Origin of the sequence: Paenibacillus mesophilus (assembly GCF_005938385.1) — a bacterium.
GTDB lineage: Bacteria > Bacillota > Bacilli > Paenibacillales > NBRC-103111 > Paenibacillus_AB > Paenibacillus_AB mesophilus.
Genome location: NZ_VCRA01000007.1, coordinates 262,216 through 281,226, shown reverse-complemented (window position 1 = coordinate 281,226; position 19,011 = coordinate 262,216). Strand labels below are relative to the sequence as shown.

13 protein-coding genes are annotated in these 19,011 nt (G+C 56.1%); 9 read left to right on the top strand and 4 right to left on the bottom strand.

The window, feature by feature from the left end; genetic code table 11:
• Positions 1-33: 33 nt before the first annotated feature.
• Positions 34-972 carry an SDR family NAD(P)-dependent oxidoreductase gene (locus FE783_RS15625; protein ID WP_138880311.1) on the bottom strand — a complete coding sequence of 313 codons (939 nt, stop codon included), beginning with the start codon at positions 970-972 and terminating at the stop codon, positions 34-36.
• A 50-nt stretch (positions 973-1,022) separates the two neighbouring features.
• Positions 1,023-1,895 (bottom strand): AraC family transcriptional regulator, encoded by an 873-nt coding sequence (locus FE783_RS15620; RefSeq protein WP_138880310.1) that lies wholly within the window; start codon positions 1,893-1,895, stop codon positions 1,023-1,025.
• Positions 1,896-2,023: 128 nt separating this feature from the next.
• On the opposite strand from FE783_RS15620, the gene FE783_RS15615 reads away from it, so the two are divergent.
• Complete coding sequence (locus tag FE783_RS15615) at positions 2,024-2,854, top strand: phytanoyl-CoA dioxygenase family protein (RefSeq protein ID WP_138880309.1); 831 nt, start codon at positions 2,024-2,026, stop codon at positions 2,852-2,854.
• 54 nt (positions 2,855-2,908) lie between these two features.
• On the opposite strand, the gene FE783_RS15610 is transcribed toward FE783_RS15615, so the two are convergent.
• The gene (locus FE783_RS15610; RefSeq protein WP_158301828.1) at positions 2,909-4,255 is read right to left on the bottom strand and encodes an ABC transporter substrate-binding protein; all 1,347 of its coding nucleotides are present in this window, start codon (positions 4,253-4,255) and stop codon (positions 2,909-2,911) included.
• Between the two features lie 29 nt (positions 4,256-4,284).
• Positions 4,285-6,225: an alpha/beta hydrolase family protein gene (locus FE783_RS37575; protein ID WP_158301827.1), complete on the bottom strand. Its 1,941-nt coding sequence runs from the start codon at positions 6,223-6,225 to the stop codon at positions 4,285-4,287.
• Between the two features lie 462 nt (positions 6,226-6,687).
• On the opposite strand from FE783_RS37575, the gene FE783_RS15605 reads away from it, so the two are divergent.
• The 8 genes from FE783_RS15605 to cysI all read left to right on the top strand — a co-directional run bounded on the left by FE783_RS15605 (position 6,688) and on the right by cysI (position 18,917).
• Positions 6,688-7,791 (top strand): zinc-binding dehydrogenase, encoded by a 1,104-nt coding sequence (locus FE783_RS15605; RefSeq protein WP_138880307.1) that lies wholly within the window; start codon positions 6,688-6,690, stop codon positions 7,789-7,791.
• A gap of 62 nt (positions 7,792-7,853) precedes the next feature.
• Positions 7,854-8,621: a glycerophosphodiester phosphodiesterase family protein gene (locus tag FE783_RS15600; RefSeq protein ID WP_238403094.1), complete on the top strand. Its 768-nt coding sequence runs from the start codon at positions 7,854-7,856 to the stop codon at positions 8,619-8,621.
• 473 nt (positions 8,622-9,094) lie between these two features.
• On the top strand, positions 9,095-10,660 hold the full coding sequence (locus FE783_RS15595) for an FAD-dependent oxidoreductase (RefSeq protein ID WP_138880306.1): 1,566 nt from the start codon (positions 9,095-9,097) through the stop codon (positions 10,658-10,660).
• Between the two features lie 35 nt (positions 10,661-10,695).
• Positions 10,696-12,012, top strand: coding sequence for an ABC transporter substrate-binding protein (locus FE783_RS15590; protein ID WP_138880305.1), 1,317 nt, complete (start codon positions 10,696-10,698; stop codon positions 12,010-12,012).
• A gap of 35 nt (positions 12,013-12,047) precedes the next feature.
• Positions 12,048-13,991: a type 1 glutamine amidotransferase family protein gene (locus FE783_RS15585; protein ID WP_138880304.1), complete on the top strand. Its 1,944-nt coding sequence runs from the start codon at positions 12,048-12,050 to the stop codon at positions 13,989-13,991.
• Between the two features lie 137 nt (positions 13,992-14,128).
• On the top strand, positions 14,129-15,019 hold the full coding sequence (locus tag FE783_RS15580) for an AraC family transcriptional regulator (RefSeq protein ID WP_138880303.1): 891 nt from the start codon (positions 14,129-14,131) through the stop codon (positions 15,017-15,019).
• A gap of 212 nt (positions 15,020-15,231) precedes the next feature.
• Complete coding sequence (locus FE783_RS15575; RefSeq protein WP_138880378.1) at positions 15,232-17,052, top strand: assimilatory sulfite reductase (NADPH) flavoprotein subunit; 1,821 nt, start codon at positions 15,232-15,234, stop codon at positions 17,050-17,052.
• 140 nt (positions 17,053-17,192) lie between these two features.
• Positions 17,193-18,917: an assimilatory sulfite reductase (NADPH) hemoprotein subunit gene (gene cysI / locus FE783_RS15570; protein ID WP_138880302.1), complete on the top strand. Its 1,725-nt coding sequence runs from the start codon at positions 17,193-17,195 to the stop codon at positions 18,915-18,917.
• Positions 18,918-19,011 lie beyond the last annotated feature (94 nt).

Here is a 19,011-nt window from a genome sequence, read left to right as displayed (position 1 = left end):
AGACTACCTTGAAATAGGACTTCCCGGACATCTTTAGCCTTCGGTTAGCTCAGTGCTCAACCTCCATATTTTCTCGATATTTTGAGTATCGGCCGCATAGCCGGGATAGGTTCCCGAACCGAGTATGTTTTTCAGCTGCGCGATACCTTTTTCGTTCGTTGCGGGCCGGACAATCTCTCTCTTATGGTTGATAAGCTGGCCGGTGACATTCCGATATTCATTCGAGGTGCAAATATGATAATAAGTGTCGGCCATGCCCGAAGGTAATGGGCTAGTCAAATTTTGGACCCATGCGAGCACTTTCCAAAAGGATTGCATGTTTTGAATCGTCGCTTCGGATAATTTGACCCGGTTGATTTGAAGGGCATTGACTTGGATTCCTTTGCTTTTATATAGTTCCGCCATTTTGAAGGTCAGCATCAATAGCGCCATTTTCGAGTCGCCGTACATTTTATACATGCTATAAGGCCGCTTGCCGCGGAATTCCCCGCGCAAATTATCGAACTCGATCGTCCGGTTCGGGTCGAAGAAATGCTTGATGTTGGTCGTGCAGGCGTTCAGGATTCTCGGGTCTTGCGATTTCCCGAGATGATCCGCGAGTAAGCGCGTCATCAAGAAAGGACCGAACACGTTTGTTGCGAAAGACAATTCGATATGCTCGGGGCTCAGCTTATACGCTTTCTCCCCATGACTCAAGTAGGCGGCGTTATGGATCAAAATGTCCAAACGCGGATATTTGGCTTGAAAGGCCGAGCAGAAGGAGCGGATAGATTTGAAAGAAGAAACGTCGAGCTCCATCAGATCCACGCTCCGGTTATGGGAAGCTTCCGCGATTTCTTTCTGTGCGGCTTGACTGAGCTTCATATTGCGGCACGCCATAACGACACGATATCCTTCGGTCGCGAACTTGAGCGCCGCCGCTTTACCGATCCCCGAATTGGCTCCCGTAATGATCACGATCTTGTCTTTCATGCCGCCCCCCCCGTTTTTTGCCGCTTTCGAGCGGCGGCGATCCTTCTCCGTTATTCCGCATGGGCTCCTTGCTGACGAAACTGACCGGGAGTCATTCCGGTCTCCTTCTTGAACTGGTTGCTTAAGTAGTGGACGCTCGTATAGCCGAATTGCTCGGCCAGCGCTTCCAGCTTCTCGCCGCGCAGCAGCCCGTGCTTCGTCCGGCGGATCCGCTCCTCGATCAAGTACGCCTTCGGGTTTTTGCCGAGCTCCTTGCGGAATACGTCCGTGAAATAGCTCGGATGGTAGCCGCACAGACGGGCCAGCTCCGATACCGTCCAGTTTCGTCCCGGCTCATCGCGAATCGCGTCAAGCGCCGGAACGATACGGCTTTCGGATAGGTTCGGAGAGCTCCTTTCCGGCAACTGGCCGATTACCGAGGACAGAAGCTCCATGAGCAGCGCCCTCAGCATCATCGGGTAACCGGGCCGCTCCCGGCGGTATTCGTTCACGAGCCGCATCAGAAGCGGCTCCAGCCCATGAGCCGTAAAGTGACGGGGCACCGGAATTTCGCCGTAACCTGCGGCGTTCAATTGGTAAGTCGCTGCGGGCTGCGAATCGTCCAATGCGGCAAAATCCCGAATGCCGCCGGCCGGATGGACAGGGAGCGGAGACGGATTATTCCAGCAAAAGTGCAAGCTAAAATAATCCGTCCGTTCCGCTGCGGACAGCAAGTGAGGATAATCCGGTCCGTATAACAGGAAGTCGCCGGGCGCCGCCTCGAACCGGACGGAGCCCAGCTTCAGAGAAGCGCTCCCCGACACGACATAATAGAGCTGATAATCCGGAATGAGGCGCGGTCCCCATTGTGTCTTGTAGGCCGTGACGGCCCGGCTTGCAAAATTGACGGTAGGGGTCAACCTGTACCAATCCCCGATAAGCATAGCGTATCCCCTCGAATCCGATCTTGAAAAATTGCAATAAATTGGTGGAACAGTTGCAAATACGCGGATGCGTCACTTGCTTTAAGCTTAAAGCGCAACTCATCTTAAGTAAAGAAGGTGCGTATACGATGCTGAGCGCGGCGCAGGTGGAGGAGTTCGACAAGAACGGTTTTCTGAAAGGGGGCGTCATTCTCGGAGACGAAGAGGTGGAGCGGCTTCGGGAGGAGCTCGATCTGGTCATGGACGGCAAATCCGTCAAACGGCCCGTTCTCAATCGCAATATGCGTGGGGGCGAGTCGAAGCTGTACGATAATATGAAAATGAGCGTCGACGAGAAAGTGGTGCAAATCGTCAACATTTGGATGGCCAGCGATTTGTTTTACCGGCATGCCTGCCACCCGGTGCTATGCGAAGAAATCGCCCAGCTGTGCCGCACCGATACGCTACGGATATGGCACGATCAGGTCCAGTACAAGCCGCCTGTATCGGGAGGGCCGACCGGCTGGCATCAAGACCACCCGCTATGGCCGATCATACAGCCCGCCGATCTGGTCAGCGCTTGGGTGGCGCTCGACGACGCGGTCATCGAGAACGGCTGTATGTGGATGGTGCCGGGCAGCCATAAGTGGGGCAACCAGATGAAATATGTGGCAAGCACGAAGGAATTTAAGCCGTATCATAAGGAGCCGGCTCTGCTTCCGGCCGATGCCGTCGTTGAGGCTGTTCCTTTCGAGATCAAGAAAGGACAGGTCGGCTATCATCATTGTCTGACCTGGCACGGCAGCCCTCACAACCGTTCCGAGCGGAAACGGAGGGCGATCGCCGTGCATTACATGCCCGGGCACACCCGGTACGAGCCAACTTCCAGCCATGTGATGCACGATTATGTCGAGGTTCGGCCGGGGGACATTTTGTCGGGGCAGCATTTTCCTGTCGTCTACTCGTCGGCGTCTTCATGAGTTACACAAAATACTCCCGGCCCTATTCGAAGGCCGGGAGATTTTTTTAATCGTTTATTTATTTTTGAACTCGGCGATCGCTTTGACCGCTTCCTCCTCGGCCGAGCGCAGCGCGGAGTTCAAATCGGTCTCTCCTAGGGAGGCCGCCTTGAAATGCTTCTGGTAAATCGCATTGAGCTGCGAGTAGTAAGCCGGTCTGAGGGCAAGCGGGGCGAACTTGTATTGGACGAGCGCGTTCCAGTTGCGGTCCTTGTATACGGAATCTTTACCCAATTCCTTCTTGACCGCATCGGACGTGACGATCGGCGTGATGCCTTTGCGAGCCAACTCCTTCTGGTGCTCGTCGGACAGCAAATACTGGATGGCGATCATCGCCGCGTCCTTATCCTTGGCCATGGACGTAATCCCGAACAGCTTCGGCGTCGCCATGCTGCCGATTCCCGGCTGTCCGGGCAATGGCGGCAGTGCAACGATATCCCAATTCAACGCTTTCAGCTGCTCCTCCCAGACGTTGATCAGCCCGGACTGGTAGGCGAACATCGCTACGGTCTGGTCTTTGACGAACATATCTAGCGTAGGGAAGCCTTTGATCTTCTCCAGAATCGCATCCCGGTAGCCCGGTATTTTGTTCGGCTGCTCGTAGAAATAGTCATAGAACCGTTTCCACCGCTCGTCCTTGTTGATCGTCGGCGTATCCGTCTTCGGATCGGCGAGCGGGATGGAGAGCGGGTTCATGCCCTGAATCGTGCTGGAGTTGGTGCCGAAGCCGAAATATTGCACCCCGCCTTCCTTGCGCGTCAGCAGCTTCGCCTTGTCCCACATCTGCTCCCATGTCATCGCGTCGGAAGGATAAGGAACGCCGAATTTGTCGAACAGCGACTTGTTATAGAAGAGCACCATGCCTTCGAGCTGAATCGGCAAAAAATAAGCTTTGCCTTCCGAGCTTTGCCTGACGTACTCTACGGACGCCGGATCAAGACGGTTCAAATCGAGCTGATGCGTTTTGATCAGTCCGGTCATATCGTACTGGATGCCGGCCGGATACGCCTGCGATTCGAAAAAGCCGGGGGCCTGCATGAAGACGTCGAACCGGGTTTTGGAAGCGAGCAGCGTCTCCAGCGACTGGCCCTTGGCTCCGCTCAAAATGTACTTGATCGTGTACTGCGGGAACTTTTTGCGCAGCGCGTCGCCGTACTGCCGGTTGAAGTTTTCTTCGGAATCTCCGTTGGACGTGTAAAAGACGATCTCCGCGGGACCTTCCGCCGCTTTCTTCGCCGCTTCCCGCGCGGCTTCTTCGGTCCCCGCGTTTGGTTGCGGGGATACGTCTCCCGTTCCGCAGGCAGCCGTAACCGCCGCGAGTGCGAGGCATAAAGCGATTCCTGACATCTTTGTGGCAAGCATCGTGATTCCCCCCTGATTGAATATGGTTCTTATTTCCGCCAACCCCGTAAGTCCGGCAAATCGCAGTGCCGCAGCAAGCCGGGCAACACATATTCGCCGATGCCGGTATTGTCGTAATACTCCGAGCGCACCCATGAGGCTACGGATTCCCATTCCTGTGCGGTCTCCAGAGGTACCGTATCCGCTTCAAGCAAAGCATGGGCCCATTCCGCGTATACGCCGAAACGCCCTTCGGCATACAGACGAACCTCCGCCGCGTCTGCGCCTTGCGGACTGCGGGCAAACTCGACGGCGCGCAGCACGTCGTAGGCGCGGAAGGCGGCCAAACTGTCGCCAAGCCACAGCAAATCCATATTCAGCTTGTGCAGAGTACCGAATACGCCGCGAAGCGGCTTGCCGTTGATCGCATTCGGCGCGAGCGCTCCGCTGCCGGCGACGTCCAGCACGAGTACGGCTTCTCCGGCTGCGCAGCGGCCGCGTATCCAGTCTTCGTGCGCCTGCAGCCGTGTCGTACCACCCTCCCACAAAGCGATAGTCAGCGGACGTTTCTCCGGGCCCGGGTTCGCCGCCGCGAACAGGAAACCGTGGCCGAACAAGCCGGGCTGCGACCACCAGATGCTGCTTTGCACGGTCAATCCTTGCCACGAGCCGATTCGCTGGTGACGGGGGTTCAAGTCGCAGACGGGACGCCGCCTTCGCACGCGGTCGTCGATCCAGGCGATAGCCTGCGCTCGCCGTTCCGTTTCCGGCAAAGCTTCGCGTGCCGCTTCCAGCTGCGCGAGCCGGGTGACGTTCTCGTCGTACACTTTCCTCGCGTCCGGATAATCGTCGAAGACTTGCCCGCTCGCCGTGCACCGGATATCGCTTCCGTCCTCCAGGACGAGTCCGTCGGCATTCACCTCGATCGTTTTGCCGAGCAGGTGGAGGGCGAAGAACGAGGCGGCCGCCTGGGCGAGCGGAATCGTGTACATATGAGGCGATTCATCCTCCGCGAGCTGCAGCCGGTCTCCGCAGCCGTACATGTCCCAGAACCGTCTGCTTCGCTCTACCGTCCTGCGCGTGCCTTCGATCGGGAAGATGTCGCCGGTGACGGCGAGCACCAGGACCGGGCGCGGGACCATGGCCAGCAATATATCTTCATGGTCGAACCCGAGGGCCGACATGTTCGGCCATATTTGCTCCGCATCCTGTGCCTGACCGGCGAACAAATACGATTCCCGGTTCATGATGAACGTCCCGGGAGCGGCGGCGACGATCCGCGGCTCGCAGATCATCGCGAGCGCCGTTTGCGTGCCTCCTCCGGAACTGCCGGTCATGCCGATTTTGGCCGGATCGACCTCGGGACGGGAGCTCAAATAATCGACGGCGCGCACGATATCGTGGATGAAATAGCGCGCCAGACCGTCTCCGAGCGGCCAGCATTGCACGCCCGCATGTTCATGCTCCGCGACCAGCCGTGCGAACGGCTTGTCGGACCCGCGATCGCGATAGCCGAGCCGCTCGCCCTGTCCCATCGGGTCGATGGCCAGCACGACGAGCCCGGCGCGCACGAGACATTGGCATACGCGCTGGTAGCTCGGGTACAGCTTGCCTTCCGGACCGTGGCCGCATACGAACAGTACCGCCCCGTCCGGCGATACGCGGCCGTCGGGAACATACAGGTGGGCGGTCACGTACACGAGGGGCATCGATTGAAGAATAATTTTCTCGATGCGGTAACCATCCCGCTGCGTTATTCCGGTCGTGACCGGATGAAGCGGCGTATCCCGAAGAGGAAGGCCGCCGATTTCGGCCAGCAGCCGCTCGCGCATATGCCGGCGGCGGGCTTCCAACTGCTCCGTATTTGTCACCGCGTCGCGCGCTTGATCTCCACCCGCAAACGCTTTCAAAGAACGGCCATACACGTGGTCTCTCAACTGGTCTTTTACATCATGAATGCCGATTCGAAACTTCTCCCAGTCTTGCAGCATTGCGCTTGCTCCTTCCATTGCTTCCCTTAAAGCATGATCTTGACAGGCATGGTAATCGATAACTTTCTGCCGCGGTAAGCCAAGTATAGAAGATGCGGCGTTGTCTCGTATATGGCATTTCATAACGGTCGAATGTGAATTGATAACTGATTTGGTCCCGCTTTTTCATGTGATTTGATAACATTTGGGCATCGGCGTCCTACAGAAGTAAGGCTGCAAGTTCGGCCAGACCTTTGGCTTCGATTACGATCCGACCTTTCTCGAAGAACGGTTGGCTGCAAAATGAGCAGAAGTTTAATGATAGTGAACTGAATTCTTTTGAAATAAACAATTACCATCCATATAAAGTTCCTTATTGACAAGAAAGTGTACGCGGGTTACTCTTGATGCGCAATAGTAAACATTTATGAGCGTAATTGTTTGTTTATTTTGTTGTTTTTATGTTCATATGGAGGTGCTATAATGGGAGTGACAACTAAAGAAACAGAAACCGTGCATTCTCGAACATTTCGTTTGACCGAGCCGCATGTCGTTCAGGAGCTGATGGTCGATCGGAGCGTACGCAGCGGATTCGTAGTCATCGAGCCGACTCTGGCGAGCATCTGCCATGCCGATCTTCGTTATTTCGGCGGGCATAGGAAGCCGGAGGTGCTGGCCAAAAAGCTGCCGATGGCTCTGCTTCACGAAGGGATCGGAACGGTCGTCGGAGGTGCTTCGGCCAAGCTGCCGATCGGGCAGAAAGTCGTTATCGTTCCTTATTTGCCGGGCTATCTGCTTCATGGTTTGGAGCCTGAGCAATGCTGTCCGGCATGCCGTGGCGAAATTGCGGACAACTATTGCTCGCGCGGCGGTTTTCTCGGAAGCGGTACGGATGGAATAGCCCAGAGCAGGCTGGTGCTGCCGGAACTGTGCGCCATTCCGATTCCCGCATCCATTCCGGATGAGATCGCCGTATTGTCTGAGCTGTGCAGCGTCTCTTTCCGGGCACTCCGGGCGGTAAGAGACAAGCTGGGAGAAGCCCGGGTCGCCGTGTTCGGAGACGGACCCGTAGGGTATTTGACGGCCGCCATGCTGCATCACGCCTTCGGTGTCGACCGGAACCGATTGACCGTATTCGGCGCGATCCGAGAGAAGCTGGACCAGTTCACGTTTGCTACGACCGAGATGGTGCAGAGCTACGATTTCCGGTCCGGCGGGAGCAAGGCGGATATTGTCGTGGAATGTACGGGTGGACGTTTTAGCGAGAGCGCGATTAACCAAGGGATCGATCTTCTAAAGTACGGCGGACATCTGATCGCGATGGGGGTCAGCGAAGAGCTTGTCCCGATCAATACGCGCGATGTGCTGGAGAAGGGGATTACGATTCACGGCAGCAGCCGCAGCTCGGACAAAGACTTTCGGGACGTATTGCAGGTGATGGAAGACGCGGATTGTCAGTCCACGTTAAGGAAGCTGCTTCCGGATGCGTACACTGCGGTGAGTACGGGGGACGACTTCGCAAAAGCAATGGAATCCGCATTGGCACACCGGGACTGGCGAAAAACGCTGCTCGATTTTCATTGGTAACGCAGTGGAAGTCCAGTCCGTCGTAAACGGCTGGATCTTCCCTATTCCAGTAGGAGGGGAACATGGAGATGATCGACAAACTGCTGCATAACGAATCGCTTATTGTGGCCGGACATAGGGGATGGAAATCCGATTACCCCGAGAATACGCTGCTCGCTTTCCGGCAGGCGCTGGAGCTTGGGGTCGACATGCTGGAATTCGATCTCCGCTTCTCCAAAGACAAAGTCGTTATGGTCATCCACGATGCGACGGTAGACCGGACTACGAACGGCTCCGGCAAAGTGAGCGACTATACGGCGGAGGAGCTGAAACGGCTCGATGCGGGAGGCTGGTTCGGCAAAGTGTTCGAGGGGTTGAAAATTCCTTCATTAGATGAGCTTTGCGGGCTGCTTGCGACTTATCCGGACGTTCTTCTGAATGTGGAAATCAAGCCGAGCGCCGATGCCAAGGAGGTGGCCGATGCGGCGATCTCCTTGCTCGACAAATACGGGTATATGGGGCGATGCGTGTTCACCTGCTTCGATGCGGAAGTTCTTGGGTATATTTTCGATACGTACCGTTTGAAAACGCAAGGCTTCCCGGCGGAGCTGATGTCCAATTATGTTCACGGTCCGGACGGGACGATATCGAAGATGTGGGCGGCCGGGATCAGCATGAAGCTGTTGACGCCGCAGCTGGTGAAGGAGTTTCGGGAGCTTGGCGTGCTTCCTTGGTGCTATTGCCCGGACAGCGATCAACAGGTGCACTACGCGCTGGGCTGCGGCTCGATGCTGATGACCGTCAACAATCCGCTTCCGGCTCTGAAAATACGCAAGCTGTTGAATCTGTAGTGCTCATTTCGCGAGCGAGATAAGGTACATCTGAACCTTATTTATACGGATAATCGGTAATTCGGCGAGTATAGGGTACATTTGAAACTTATTTCCGCTGAATGGCCCTGTTTGCCGGGTGAACGGCAATTTCGCGAGCGAGATAAGGTACATCTGAACCATATTCGTCCGGATAATCGGTATTTCAGCGGATATAAAGTACATTTGAATATTATTTGCACTAAATGGCCTCAATGTTCAGGTGAACTCTCTCTCCGTGAGAGAGGTAAGTTCATTTATTTTCGGCCTGCAGGCCATCGAGTTCTAATACGATTCTTCCGGGAACGAGGGAAACCTTGTTCCCTTTTTTTTGCTATCCCCACAGATCGATAATCCACAAAAGTAACGTCTATTATCGAATAGACCGGAAAACGAACCCCGATGTATAGTAGGTTTATTCTTCATGCAATCGATACAACAGACGGGGGGATGACATGAACAAGGAAGTGCGTGCGGACATAGCCGTTATCGGCGGCGGACTGGGCGGCTTTGCCGCAGCGCTGGCAGCGGCTTCAATCGGGAAGAAAGTCATCATGACGGAAGAAACGGATTGGATCGGCGGTCAAGCTACGAGCCAAGGCGTACCGCCGGACGAACACCGCTGGATCGAAACGGCGGGCTGCACGCGAAGCTACCGGCGATTCCGGGATGGAGTACGGGACTATTACCGCACTTATTTTCCGATGACCGAGCAAGCCAGAGCGAATCCGCAATTGAACCCGGGCAATGCGACGGTCAGCAAAGTGTGTCACGAACCGCGGACGGCGCTCGCGGTACTTACGCAGATGGCGGCGCCTTATGTGCACAGCGGTCGGCTTACGATACTTCTCCGCCATGCAGCGGAGTCGGTCGAAACGGAAGGAGATTCCGTCCGATCGGTGACGGTTCGATGCCTGGAGTCGGGGGATCGCACCGTGCTTGTTGCCCCGTATGTGCTGGATGCGACGGAATGCGGGGACTTGCTGCCGCTCGCGGAGGCGGAATATGTCACGGGAGCGGAATCCCAGGATCAGACCGGAGAACCGCGCGCTTTGGAAGGCTCCGCGAATCCGATGGAAATGCAAGCGATTACGTATTGCTTCGCCATGGACTACATGGAGGGCGAAGATCATACGATCGACAAGCCGAAGGACTATGCGTTCTGGAGTACGTACAAACCGGACTTTTGGCCGGGCAAGCTGCTCGATTGGATCGGACCGCATCCCGTTACGCATGAGAAGAGGCAATACGTCTTGTTCCCGGAGAAAGAATGTTATCCGCTGTTCACCTACCGGCGCATCGCAGATAAAACGAATTTCGATCCGGGCACGTATGAAAGCGATATCACGCTCGTCAACTGGCCGCAAAACGACTATTTTCTCGGTCCTGTCATCGACGTCCCGGAAGAAGAAAAAGCCCGCCATCTGGAAGGGGCCAAGCAGCTCAGCTTGTCGCTGCTGTATTGGCTGCAGACGGAAGCGCCCCGCCCGGACGGCAAAATCGGCTATCCCGGGCTGCGGCTCCGCAAAGACGTGCTCGGCACCGCGGACGGCCTCGCCAAATATCCGTATATTCGCGAATCGCGGCGGATCCGGGCCGATTTTACCGTGCTGGAGCAGCATATTACCGCTCCTTTCCACAGCGACGGCCGAGCGGAGCAGTTCGGGGACTCGGTCGGCATCGGATATTATGCGATCGATCTGCACCCAAGCACGGGCAACCGCAACTATATTCATTTCTCGCCTTTGCCGTTTCAAATTCCGCTCGGCAGCCTGATCCCGGTCCGGATGAACAATTTGCTCCCAGCCTGCAAAAACATAGGCACGACGCACATTACGAACGGGTGCTACCGGCTCCATCCGGTCGAGTGGAACATCGGCGAATCGGCCGGCTTGCTGGCCGCATTTTGCCTGGATCGCAACGTTCAGCCCCGCGAAGTCCGAGGCAATAAGCAACTGCTCGAGCAGTTCCAGCAGCTTCTCGTCAAGCAAGGTATCGAGCTTGCGTGGGAGCATCGTTGACACGACATACAGCCGATTAGAGGGGGAGTTCTCACATGAAGACTTATATGAAAAAAGGTATGGTTATGCTGCCGCTTGTCGCTCTGCTCGCCGCCTGCGGTTCGCAAAGCGGCTCGAATAGCCCAGACAGCAAAGCAAGCGAGCCGCCGGCGGCAAACAAAGCCGCCGATATTAACGAAAAGTTCAAGGAAACGGTGACCGTCAACTTTTTCTACAACGGGTATTCCGGCTCGCTGATGGATGAGTGGAAAGCCAAAATCAAAGAGAAATACAACATCGAATTGAACCCGTACATGAAGGAGACGATCGAAAGCTTGATCGCTTCCGGCGTCAAGCTCGACCTGATCGCCTATTCGGCGGGCGGACTGTTCAAGGCGCTCGATCTTCAGCTCACCTCCGATATGTCCGATATGATCGCCAAATACAAATTCGACCTGAACCGGCTTGCGCCGGGCGTACTCGAATCGGCGCGGATGTATTCCGGCAAAGGCGAAGTGCCGGTTATGCCGTACGAGCTGAACAACAATGTACTCATCTACAACAAGAACATTTTCGATAAATTCGGCGTTGCTTACCCGAAAGACGGCATGACCTGGGATCAGATGAGCGATCTGATCAAGAAGGTGGCGCGTACGGAAGGAGGCGTTCAATACAGGGGGTATGCATACTCCGGATTGAACCTGATCTACAAAAACCAAATGGGCCTCACATTCGTCGATCCGAACACGAACAAAGCGACAATCAATACGGACAGCTGGAAAAAATGGCTGGATACGATGGCCGGCTTCTACAAGATCAACAACAACGATATCGTGAACGCCAAAGAGGACGATTTGTTCTTTAAGGAACAAACGCTCGCGATGAGAGGCGGTCCGAGTCCGCTCGAGCTGTTGCCGGCCGCGATCGAGAAAGGGCTGGGTTGGGACGCCGTATCGAATCCGCGCTTTACCGGCATGGAGAATGCCGGCGGCCAGATGAATGCGCCTTTCCTTGCCATTCCGCCGAGCAGCCAGCAGCGTGATGCCGCGTTTAAAGTCATCTCGTTCTTCCTCTCGGACGAAATGCAGGCGGAAAACGCGCGCGCGGGCCGGGTGCCGGTGCTGAAATCGGAGGCGGTCGTGAAAGAGTTCGGTACGAAGCTTCCGTTCCTGAAAGGGACCAATTACGCGAAAGCCGTCTTCGCCGATACGATCGGCAAACCGATTCTCGTAACGAAGTTCGACGGAACGGTCCGTTCGCAGCTTTCCGTCGCGATCGTCGATGTGGCTACCGGCAAGAAGGATGTCAATACCGCCCTGCGCGACGCGGAAGAAAACTCCAACAAAGCGATCGAGGCAGCCATCAAAAAGTAACGAACGGCCTATCACACCGGAATGGATGAGACAGCATGAATAAATATAAGAAGAACATTGCGATCTTTTCGGCCAGAACCAGCGACTTCTCCGATTTGCTGAGCCGGCAAAACGCCAATGTGACCGTGATCGCTCCGGAGGAGTCGCCCGATCTGGGCGGCTTCGACGCTGTCATCCTATTGGGCGGCGTATCGGATGAACCGTTGATTTTACCGGCGCGGACGCGTAAGGCAGTCGAATCGGCGCTTCAAGCAGGCAAAAAAGTATTCGCCGAATATGTCGGGAGCATCGGACACGTATACTGCGCGCCTCCCGTCAGCACCCGCTTCGAACGGCTGGCGGTATGCGCGGACGGCGTAATCGGCGGCTTGGAGAAAGGGATGCTGATCGAGGATCAGTGCAATATAAGGGTCAAGCCGTATAGCGTCACTTGCTCGAAGGAGCTTCCGATCCTTCAATATGTCAAATTGCATGCCCACGACCGCGTCGAAATGCATTCCGGCTTGACGGAAATCGTATCCGACCGCGGGCTCTGGTTCGACAACCCGGACAACCTGCTTATTTGCTCCTTCCGTCTCGCCGACTTCTTGAAAGCCCGGATCGCCCCGCTCGCTTCGGCGACCAAGCTGATCGCCTTCATTATGGAATGGCTGCTGGACGGCGCCGCCGATCTAAGCGGAGTTGAAAGCCCGTATACGGTCGGAACCGGAAAGCCCGGCGAGCCGTTTGCGGAGCAGCTCCGGGCATGCACGGACAAAGCGATGCGCTGGTTCGAGCAGTCGGGAGTCGTATACGACGAAGGGGCAAGCGGCGCTCTGGAAGGACCGGGCACGGAAGTGTATCCTGACGGAAGGCAGCGGATGAGCCGCAACCATCGGGTCGACTGTATCGGTGAAATCGCACTCCCGTATTTCCTGCAATCGATACTCGCTTCGGACGAGCGCAGCGGGCGGATTGCCGGCAATTTGCAGCGGATCGTGTACGACGACTTCCAGTGCAAAGACGGAGGGCCGCTACACGGCATGATTCGCTGGACGGAAGAGGCATGGGGCGTCTGCTATCAAGACGATGTGGCCCGCGCCATATTGCCGCAGCTGCTCCGCTGCTTGTACGCGAATACGAACGAACATTTGTCCGACATCGCGGAAGCGCTCCGTTTCTTGGTCCGGACGACGGGAACGGACGGAACCCGGGTATACCGTACCGATAACATCAATCTGACCGCCGAGAAGCTCGAACAGCTGCGAACGACGCCCGGCGGCTTGCCGAGCGCCCATTACAACGCTTATTATTATGCAGCGCTGCTGCTCACATACAAGCTTACGGGCATCGACGAGTTCCGCACGACGGCCGTGAAGGGGCTCGAGACGATCATGTCGGTTTACCCGCACACGAAGCGGGAGCAAAGCGAGACGCAGGAATATTGCCGGCTCGTATTGCCTCTTTCCTGGCTTGTCTGGGTAACGGGAGAGGAGCGGCACCGGGAATGGCTGTACCGGGTTGCAGGCGACTTGCAGAAATTCAAGCATCCGTCCGGCGCATATTTGGAATGGGACGACGGCTACCAGGCGGCGATGCGTCACGAGATCGGGAAGGGAGAAAGCTCGCTCATTTCCCGCAACGGAGACCCGGTCATCGATCTGCTTTACTCGAACAATTGGCTGCCGATCGGATTTATTCAAGCGTATTTCGTTACGAAGGATCCGTATTTCAAAGAGCTGTGGGAGCAAATTGCGGGCTTCCTCATATCCGCGCAAATCCATAGCGGCAATCCGGTAATCGACGGCGCATGGGCGCGAGCGTTCGACGTCGACAAAGGGGAAGTGTTCGGCTCTCCTGCCGATACGGGGTGGGGACCTTGGTCGATCGAGTCCGGGTGGACGATGGCCGAGATCGCATCCGGCTTGTTGATGGGACAGTTGGAGGAGCGTTTGCTTCCTTACTACGAGAATGATACGGCCGAGGCCCGTTCGGTTTAATCGATTAAAGGCGTCCGAGGCCGGTGCTGTTCCCGGCGTTCGGGCGCCGTATTGCTTTTTCCGGGTACGTTCATTATGATGAGGGGAGGGGGAGGCTACGGGCTTTCTCGGAAGAAGCGGGAAAGGGGACAGAAGCAATGGAGCTGAACCGTTCACTCATCAATGAACCGCCGGCATGGAACGATTCCGTCACGAAATGGCTCGAAGATTTCCCCGTTTATTTGCGCCACGATTTTTTGAGCCCGCATAGTCATAAATTGCACGTCCAGCCCGGTATCGAACTGAATTTGACTTTGGAAGGCCAAGGGACGTTCGTAGTCGACAATCAAATATTGAAGCAATCGCCCGGACAGCTGCTCATCTTTCCCGGCAATATGCCGCATCAGGTGTACATCGATCCGTCCCGGTTATATACGAGAATGGTCGTGTTGATCGACGACAGGAAGCTTTCTTCGATTTTGCCCGATCAGGAGGCATTCCGCTTTCCCGAAGTGTCGTGCCATCAATTCAAGCTGCAGCCCGATACATACATGTCGATCAAGCAGCTTCTGTTCGTGATGCACAGGGAAATGAGGGAGCGCAAAGTCGGCTGGCAGCAGATGCTCGCGGCGGGTCTGATGAATTTGGCGGTCACCATACGCAGAAGCATGGAGGGGGAGACGGAACAACAGGTCGGCCGGCCTTCGGCGAGAAGGCGGCATGGGGAAGACCCGATTAAGCAGCTGTGCGCTTACATCGATATGCATTTGCACGAAGATTTGACCCTCAAGAAGATGGCCGGTCTGTTCCAGTTCAGTCCCGATCATCTGATCCGTACGTTCAAGAAGGAAAAGGGCATGACCTATCACAAATACGTGCTGCTCCAGCGAATATTCGAAAGCAAGCGGCTGCTGCTCCAGTATCCGGAAATGACGCTGACGGACATCGCGTATCAGGTCGGCTTCGCTTCCTCCTCGCAATTCAGCAAAACGTTCAAAAGCGTAAACGGACTAACGCCCAGCGAATACCGCAATCATTCCTCCAACTGATCATACGGCCTCCTTCAGCCTGATGTCCCCGAACCAGGCTCAAGGGGGCCGTCGTGCGTCCGATTTAGCTTTATCAAAATAACTGATAGATCCTATTAGATCATTCTAATTGACCGGCTTCGCCTGCTGTGATAGGGTTCAGGAGAGAGTAAATGAATTTGGATACGAATACTCGGAATTACTATAACGGCATTTCGCGCGAGGTGGATACGTTGGAACTTCAAGTCACAAACAGTCCTTTTAATCAGGAGCAGGTCGAGCTGCTCAATCGCCTTCTGCCAACGCTTACGGGAACGCAACGGATATGGCTCGGCGGTTATTTGGCGGCGGTTGGCGGTGCGGCAGTCGCTCCATCGGCTGTGGTCCCGGCTCAGGCGGAAGCACTTGTCAATGCGTCACCGGTCTCCAAAGAGGTGACCGTTCTGTTCGGATCGCAGACCGGCAACGGCCACGGGCTGGCCAAGAAGACGGCCAAGAAGCTGGAGGAGCAAGGCTTCCAGGTCACGATTTCCTCGATGGGAGACTTCAAGCCGAACAACTTGAAAAAGGTGCAAAACCTGCTTATCCTGGTAAGCACGCATGGGGAAGGAGAGCCGCCGGACAACGCTCTTGCGTTCCACGAGTTCCTTCACAGCAAGAGAGCGCCTCAATTGGAAAGCTTGCGGTTTTCCGTACTCGCGCTCGGAGATACGTCCTACGAGTTTTTTTGCCAGACCGGCAAAGATTTCGACAAGCGCTTGGAAGAGCTGGGCGCGAAGCGGATTGCCCCGCGCGTCGACTGCGACGTCGATTACGACGGGCCTGCCGCGGAGTGGATGAAGAGCGTCTTAGAGGCGCTCGGGGAAGGTTCTTCGGCTCCCGCAGCCGCAATTGGAGCCGGTGCCGCTGTCGCTGGCGGGACGGAATCCGAATATTCCAGGACGAATCCGTTCCAAGCCGAAGTGCTTGAGAACTTGAACTTGAACGGCCGCGGATCGCAGCGGGAAACCCGCCACATCGAGCTGTCCCTCGAAGGCTCGAATCTCCAGTACGAACCGGGGGACAGCCTGGGCATATATCCGGAGAACGATCCCCGCCTTGTCGACGACTTGATCGAAGCGATGGGCTGGAAGGCGAACGAGCTTGTTCCCGTTAAAAATAGCGGCGATCGCCCGCTCCGCGAAGCTTTGCTTCATCATTTCGAGATTACCGTGCTGACCAAGCCGCTGCTGGAGCAGGCCGCTTCGCTTCGTTCCGGCAATGGCTTGAAGGCGCTGCTCGAGGCGGGTCGCGAGCAGGAGCTGAAGACGTATATCGCCGAGCGGGATGTACTGGATCTGGTGCAGGATTATTCCTTAAAAGGCGTGCCTGCGGGCGAATTCGTCTCCATTCTGCGTAAAATGCCTGCCCGGCTGTACTCGATCGCCAGCAGTCCGAAAGCAAACCCGGATGAAGTGCACGTCACGGTCCGCACAGTGCGTTACGAAGCGCATGGGCGCAGCCGGTACGGCGTCTGCTCCGTTCAGCTTGCGGAGCGGGTAAGTCAAGGCGATACTTTGCCGGTCTACATTCAGCATAATTCGAACTTCAAGCTTCCCGAGAGCCCGGATACGCCGATCATCATGATTGGACCCGGCACAGGCGTCGCCCCGTTCAGAGCTTTCCTCGGAGAACGCCAAGAAACCGGTGCGGAAGGGAAGTCGTGGCTGTTCTACGGCGATCAGCACTTCTCCACCGACTTCCTGTATCAGGTCGAATGGCAGCGGTGGCTGAAGGAAGGCGTATTGACGCGCATGGACGTAGCTTTCTCCCGGGATACCGACAAGAAAGTGTACGTACAGCACCGGATGCTCGAGAAGAGCCGGGAGCTTTACGAATGGATCAAGGAAGGTGCTTGCGTGTACGTATGCGGCGACGAGAAGAAGATGGCGCACGACGTCCATGCGGCACTGGCGACGATCCTCGAGCAAGAGGGCGGCCTGAGCCCGGAAGAGGCTGCGGAATATTTGATCCGCATGCAGCAGCAGAAGCGTTACCAGCGGGATGTTTATTAAAGAACTTTAACGGAATTTACCGCCCTGACTTACGACCGGGGCAATGAGTACCAGCAAGTCCTGGTCGTCAGAGAGCAGGTACGTTATTCCGTTAAAGTTCCTAAGCCGGGACTCACGGGTCGCGAGAGGAGAGGGCAAGCATGTCGGACAATAACTTGATATCCCCGCACAGTGCGCCGCACAGTGAAGTAGAGCACATTAAGCGCAAGAGCAATTACTTGCGGGGAAGCCTTACGGAGACGCTCCAAGATCCAATTACGGGGTCGATCCCCGAGGACGATAACCGGTTGATGAAATTTCACGGCAGCTATATGCAGGACGACCGGGATCTGCGCAATGAACGGAACAAGCAGAAGCTGGAGCCGGCGTATCAGTTCATGCTGCGCGTGCGTGCCGCAGGAGGTGTCGTGACGCCGGAGCAATGGCTGATGATGGACCGCGTCGCCCAAAAATACGCGAACGATACGATCCGGCTGACGACCCGCCAGTCGTTCCAGCTGCATGGCGTAATCAAATGGAACCTGAAGCAGACGATCCAGGAAGTAAACGATGCGATGCTAAGCACGCTGGCCGCTTGCGGCGACGTGAACCGCAACGTCATGTGCAACCCGAATCCGTACCAGTCGGACGTTCATGGCGAAGTGTACGAGTGGGCCGGCCGGATCAGCGAGCATCTCAATCCGCGGACAAGAGCTTATCACGAAATATGGCTTGACGGCGAGAAAGTGCTGGACAGTCAAGACAACGGCGAAGGACAGGAACCGATCTATGGGCCGGTTTACTTGCCGCGCAAGTTCAAAATCGGGATGGCCATCCCCCCTTCCAACGACGTCGACGTGTTCTCCCAAGATCTCGGCTACATCGCGATTATCGAGGACGGCAAGCTGAAAGGCTTCAACGTTACGGTAGGCGGCGGGATGGGGATGTCGCACGGCGATCCGAAGACGTATCCGCAAGTGGGCCAAGTGATCGGATTTTGCACGCCGGAGCAAGTGGTCGACGTCGCGGAGAAAACGGTCACGATCCAGCGCGATTACGGCGACCGCTCGGTCCGGAAGCACGCCCGCTTCAAGTATACGATCGACGACCGTGGCATCGATTGGTTCATCAAGGAGCTGCACGATCGTCTCGCTTGGAAGCTGGAGCCTGTGCGTCCTTATCATTTCGACCATAACGGCGATCGTTATGGCTGGGTGAAGGGCAGCAACGGCAAATGGCACTTCACGCTCTTTATTCAGAACGGACGGGTGCAGGACGAGGGCGACAACCGGTTGATGACGGGACTGCGGGAAATCGCCAAGGTGCATACCGGCGACTTCCGCCTCACTCCGAACCAGAACTTGATCATCGGCAGCGTAAGCAGCCAGAAGAAGAAAAAGATGGAAGAGCTGTTCAAGGAATACGGGATTACCGAAGGCGGCCAGCATTCCGCCTTGCGCCGAAATTCGATGGCCTGCGTAGCTTTGCCGACGTGCGGACTCGCGATGGCCGAATCGGAGCGCTACTTGCCCGAGCTGATGAACAAGATCGAGCCGATGCTGGATGAAGCCGGCCTGCGCGACGAAGAGATCGTCATCCGTATGACGGGCTGCCCGAACGGCTGCGCGAGACCGATGCTGGCGGAAATTGCGTTCATCGGCAAAGCCCCGGGCAAGTATAATATGTACTTGGGCGGCGGCTTTGCCGGCAACCGGCTGAACAAGCTGTACAAGGAAAACATCGGCGAGGCGGAAATTTTGGAGTCGCTGAAGCCGATCGTGGGCCATTATGCGAAGGATCGGCGGGAAGGCGAGCATTTCGGCGACTTTGTCATCCGCGCCGGTTATGTCAAGGAAGTTCGCTCGGGTCAGGATTTCCATTCGTAAATAAGTTGAACGGGCTGCCGGTACTTGATTGCCGGCAGCTTTTTTGCGTTTACCGGATAGAAAGGAATTAGGCGCGGATCATGTCGGGAGGAAG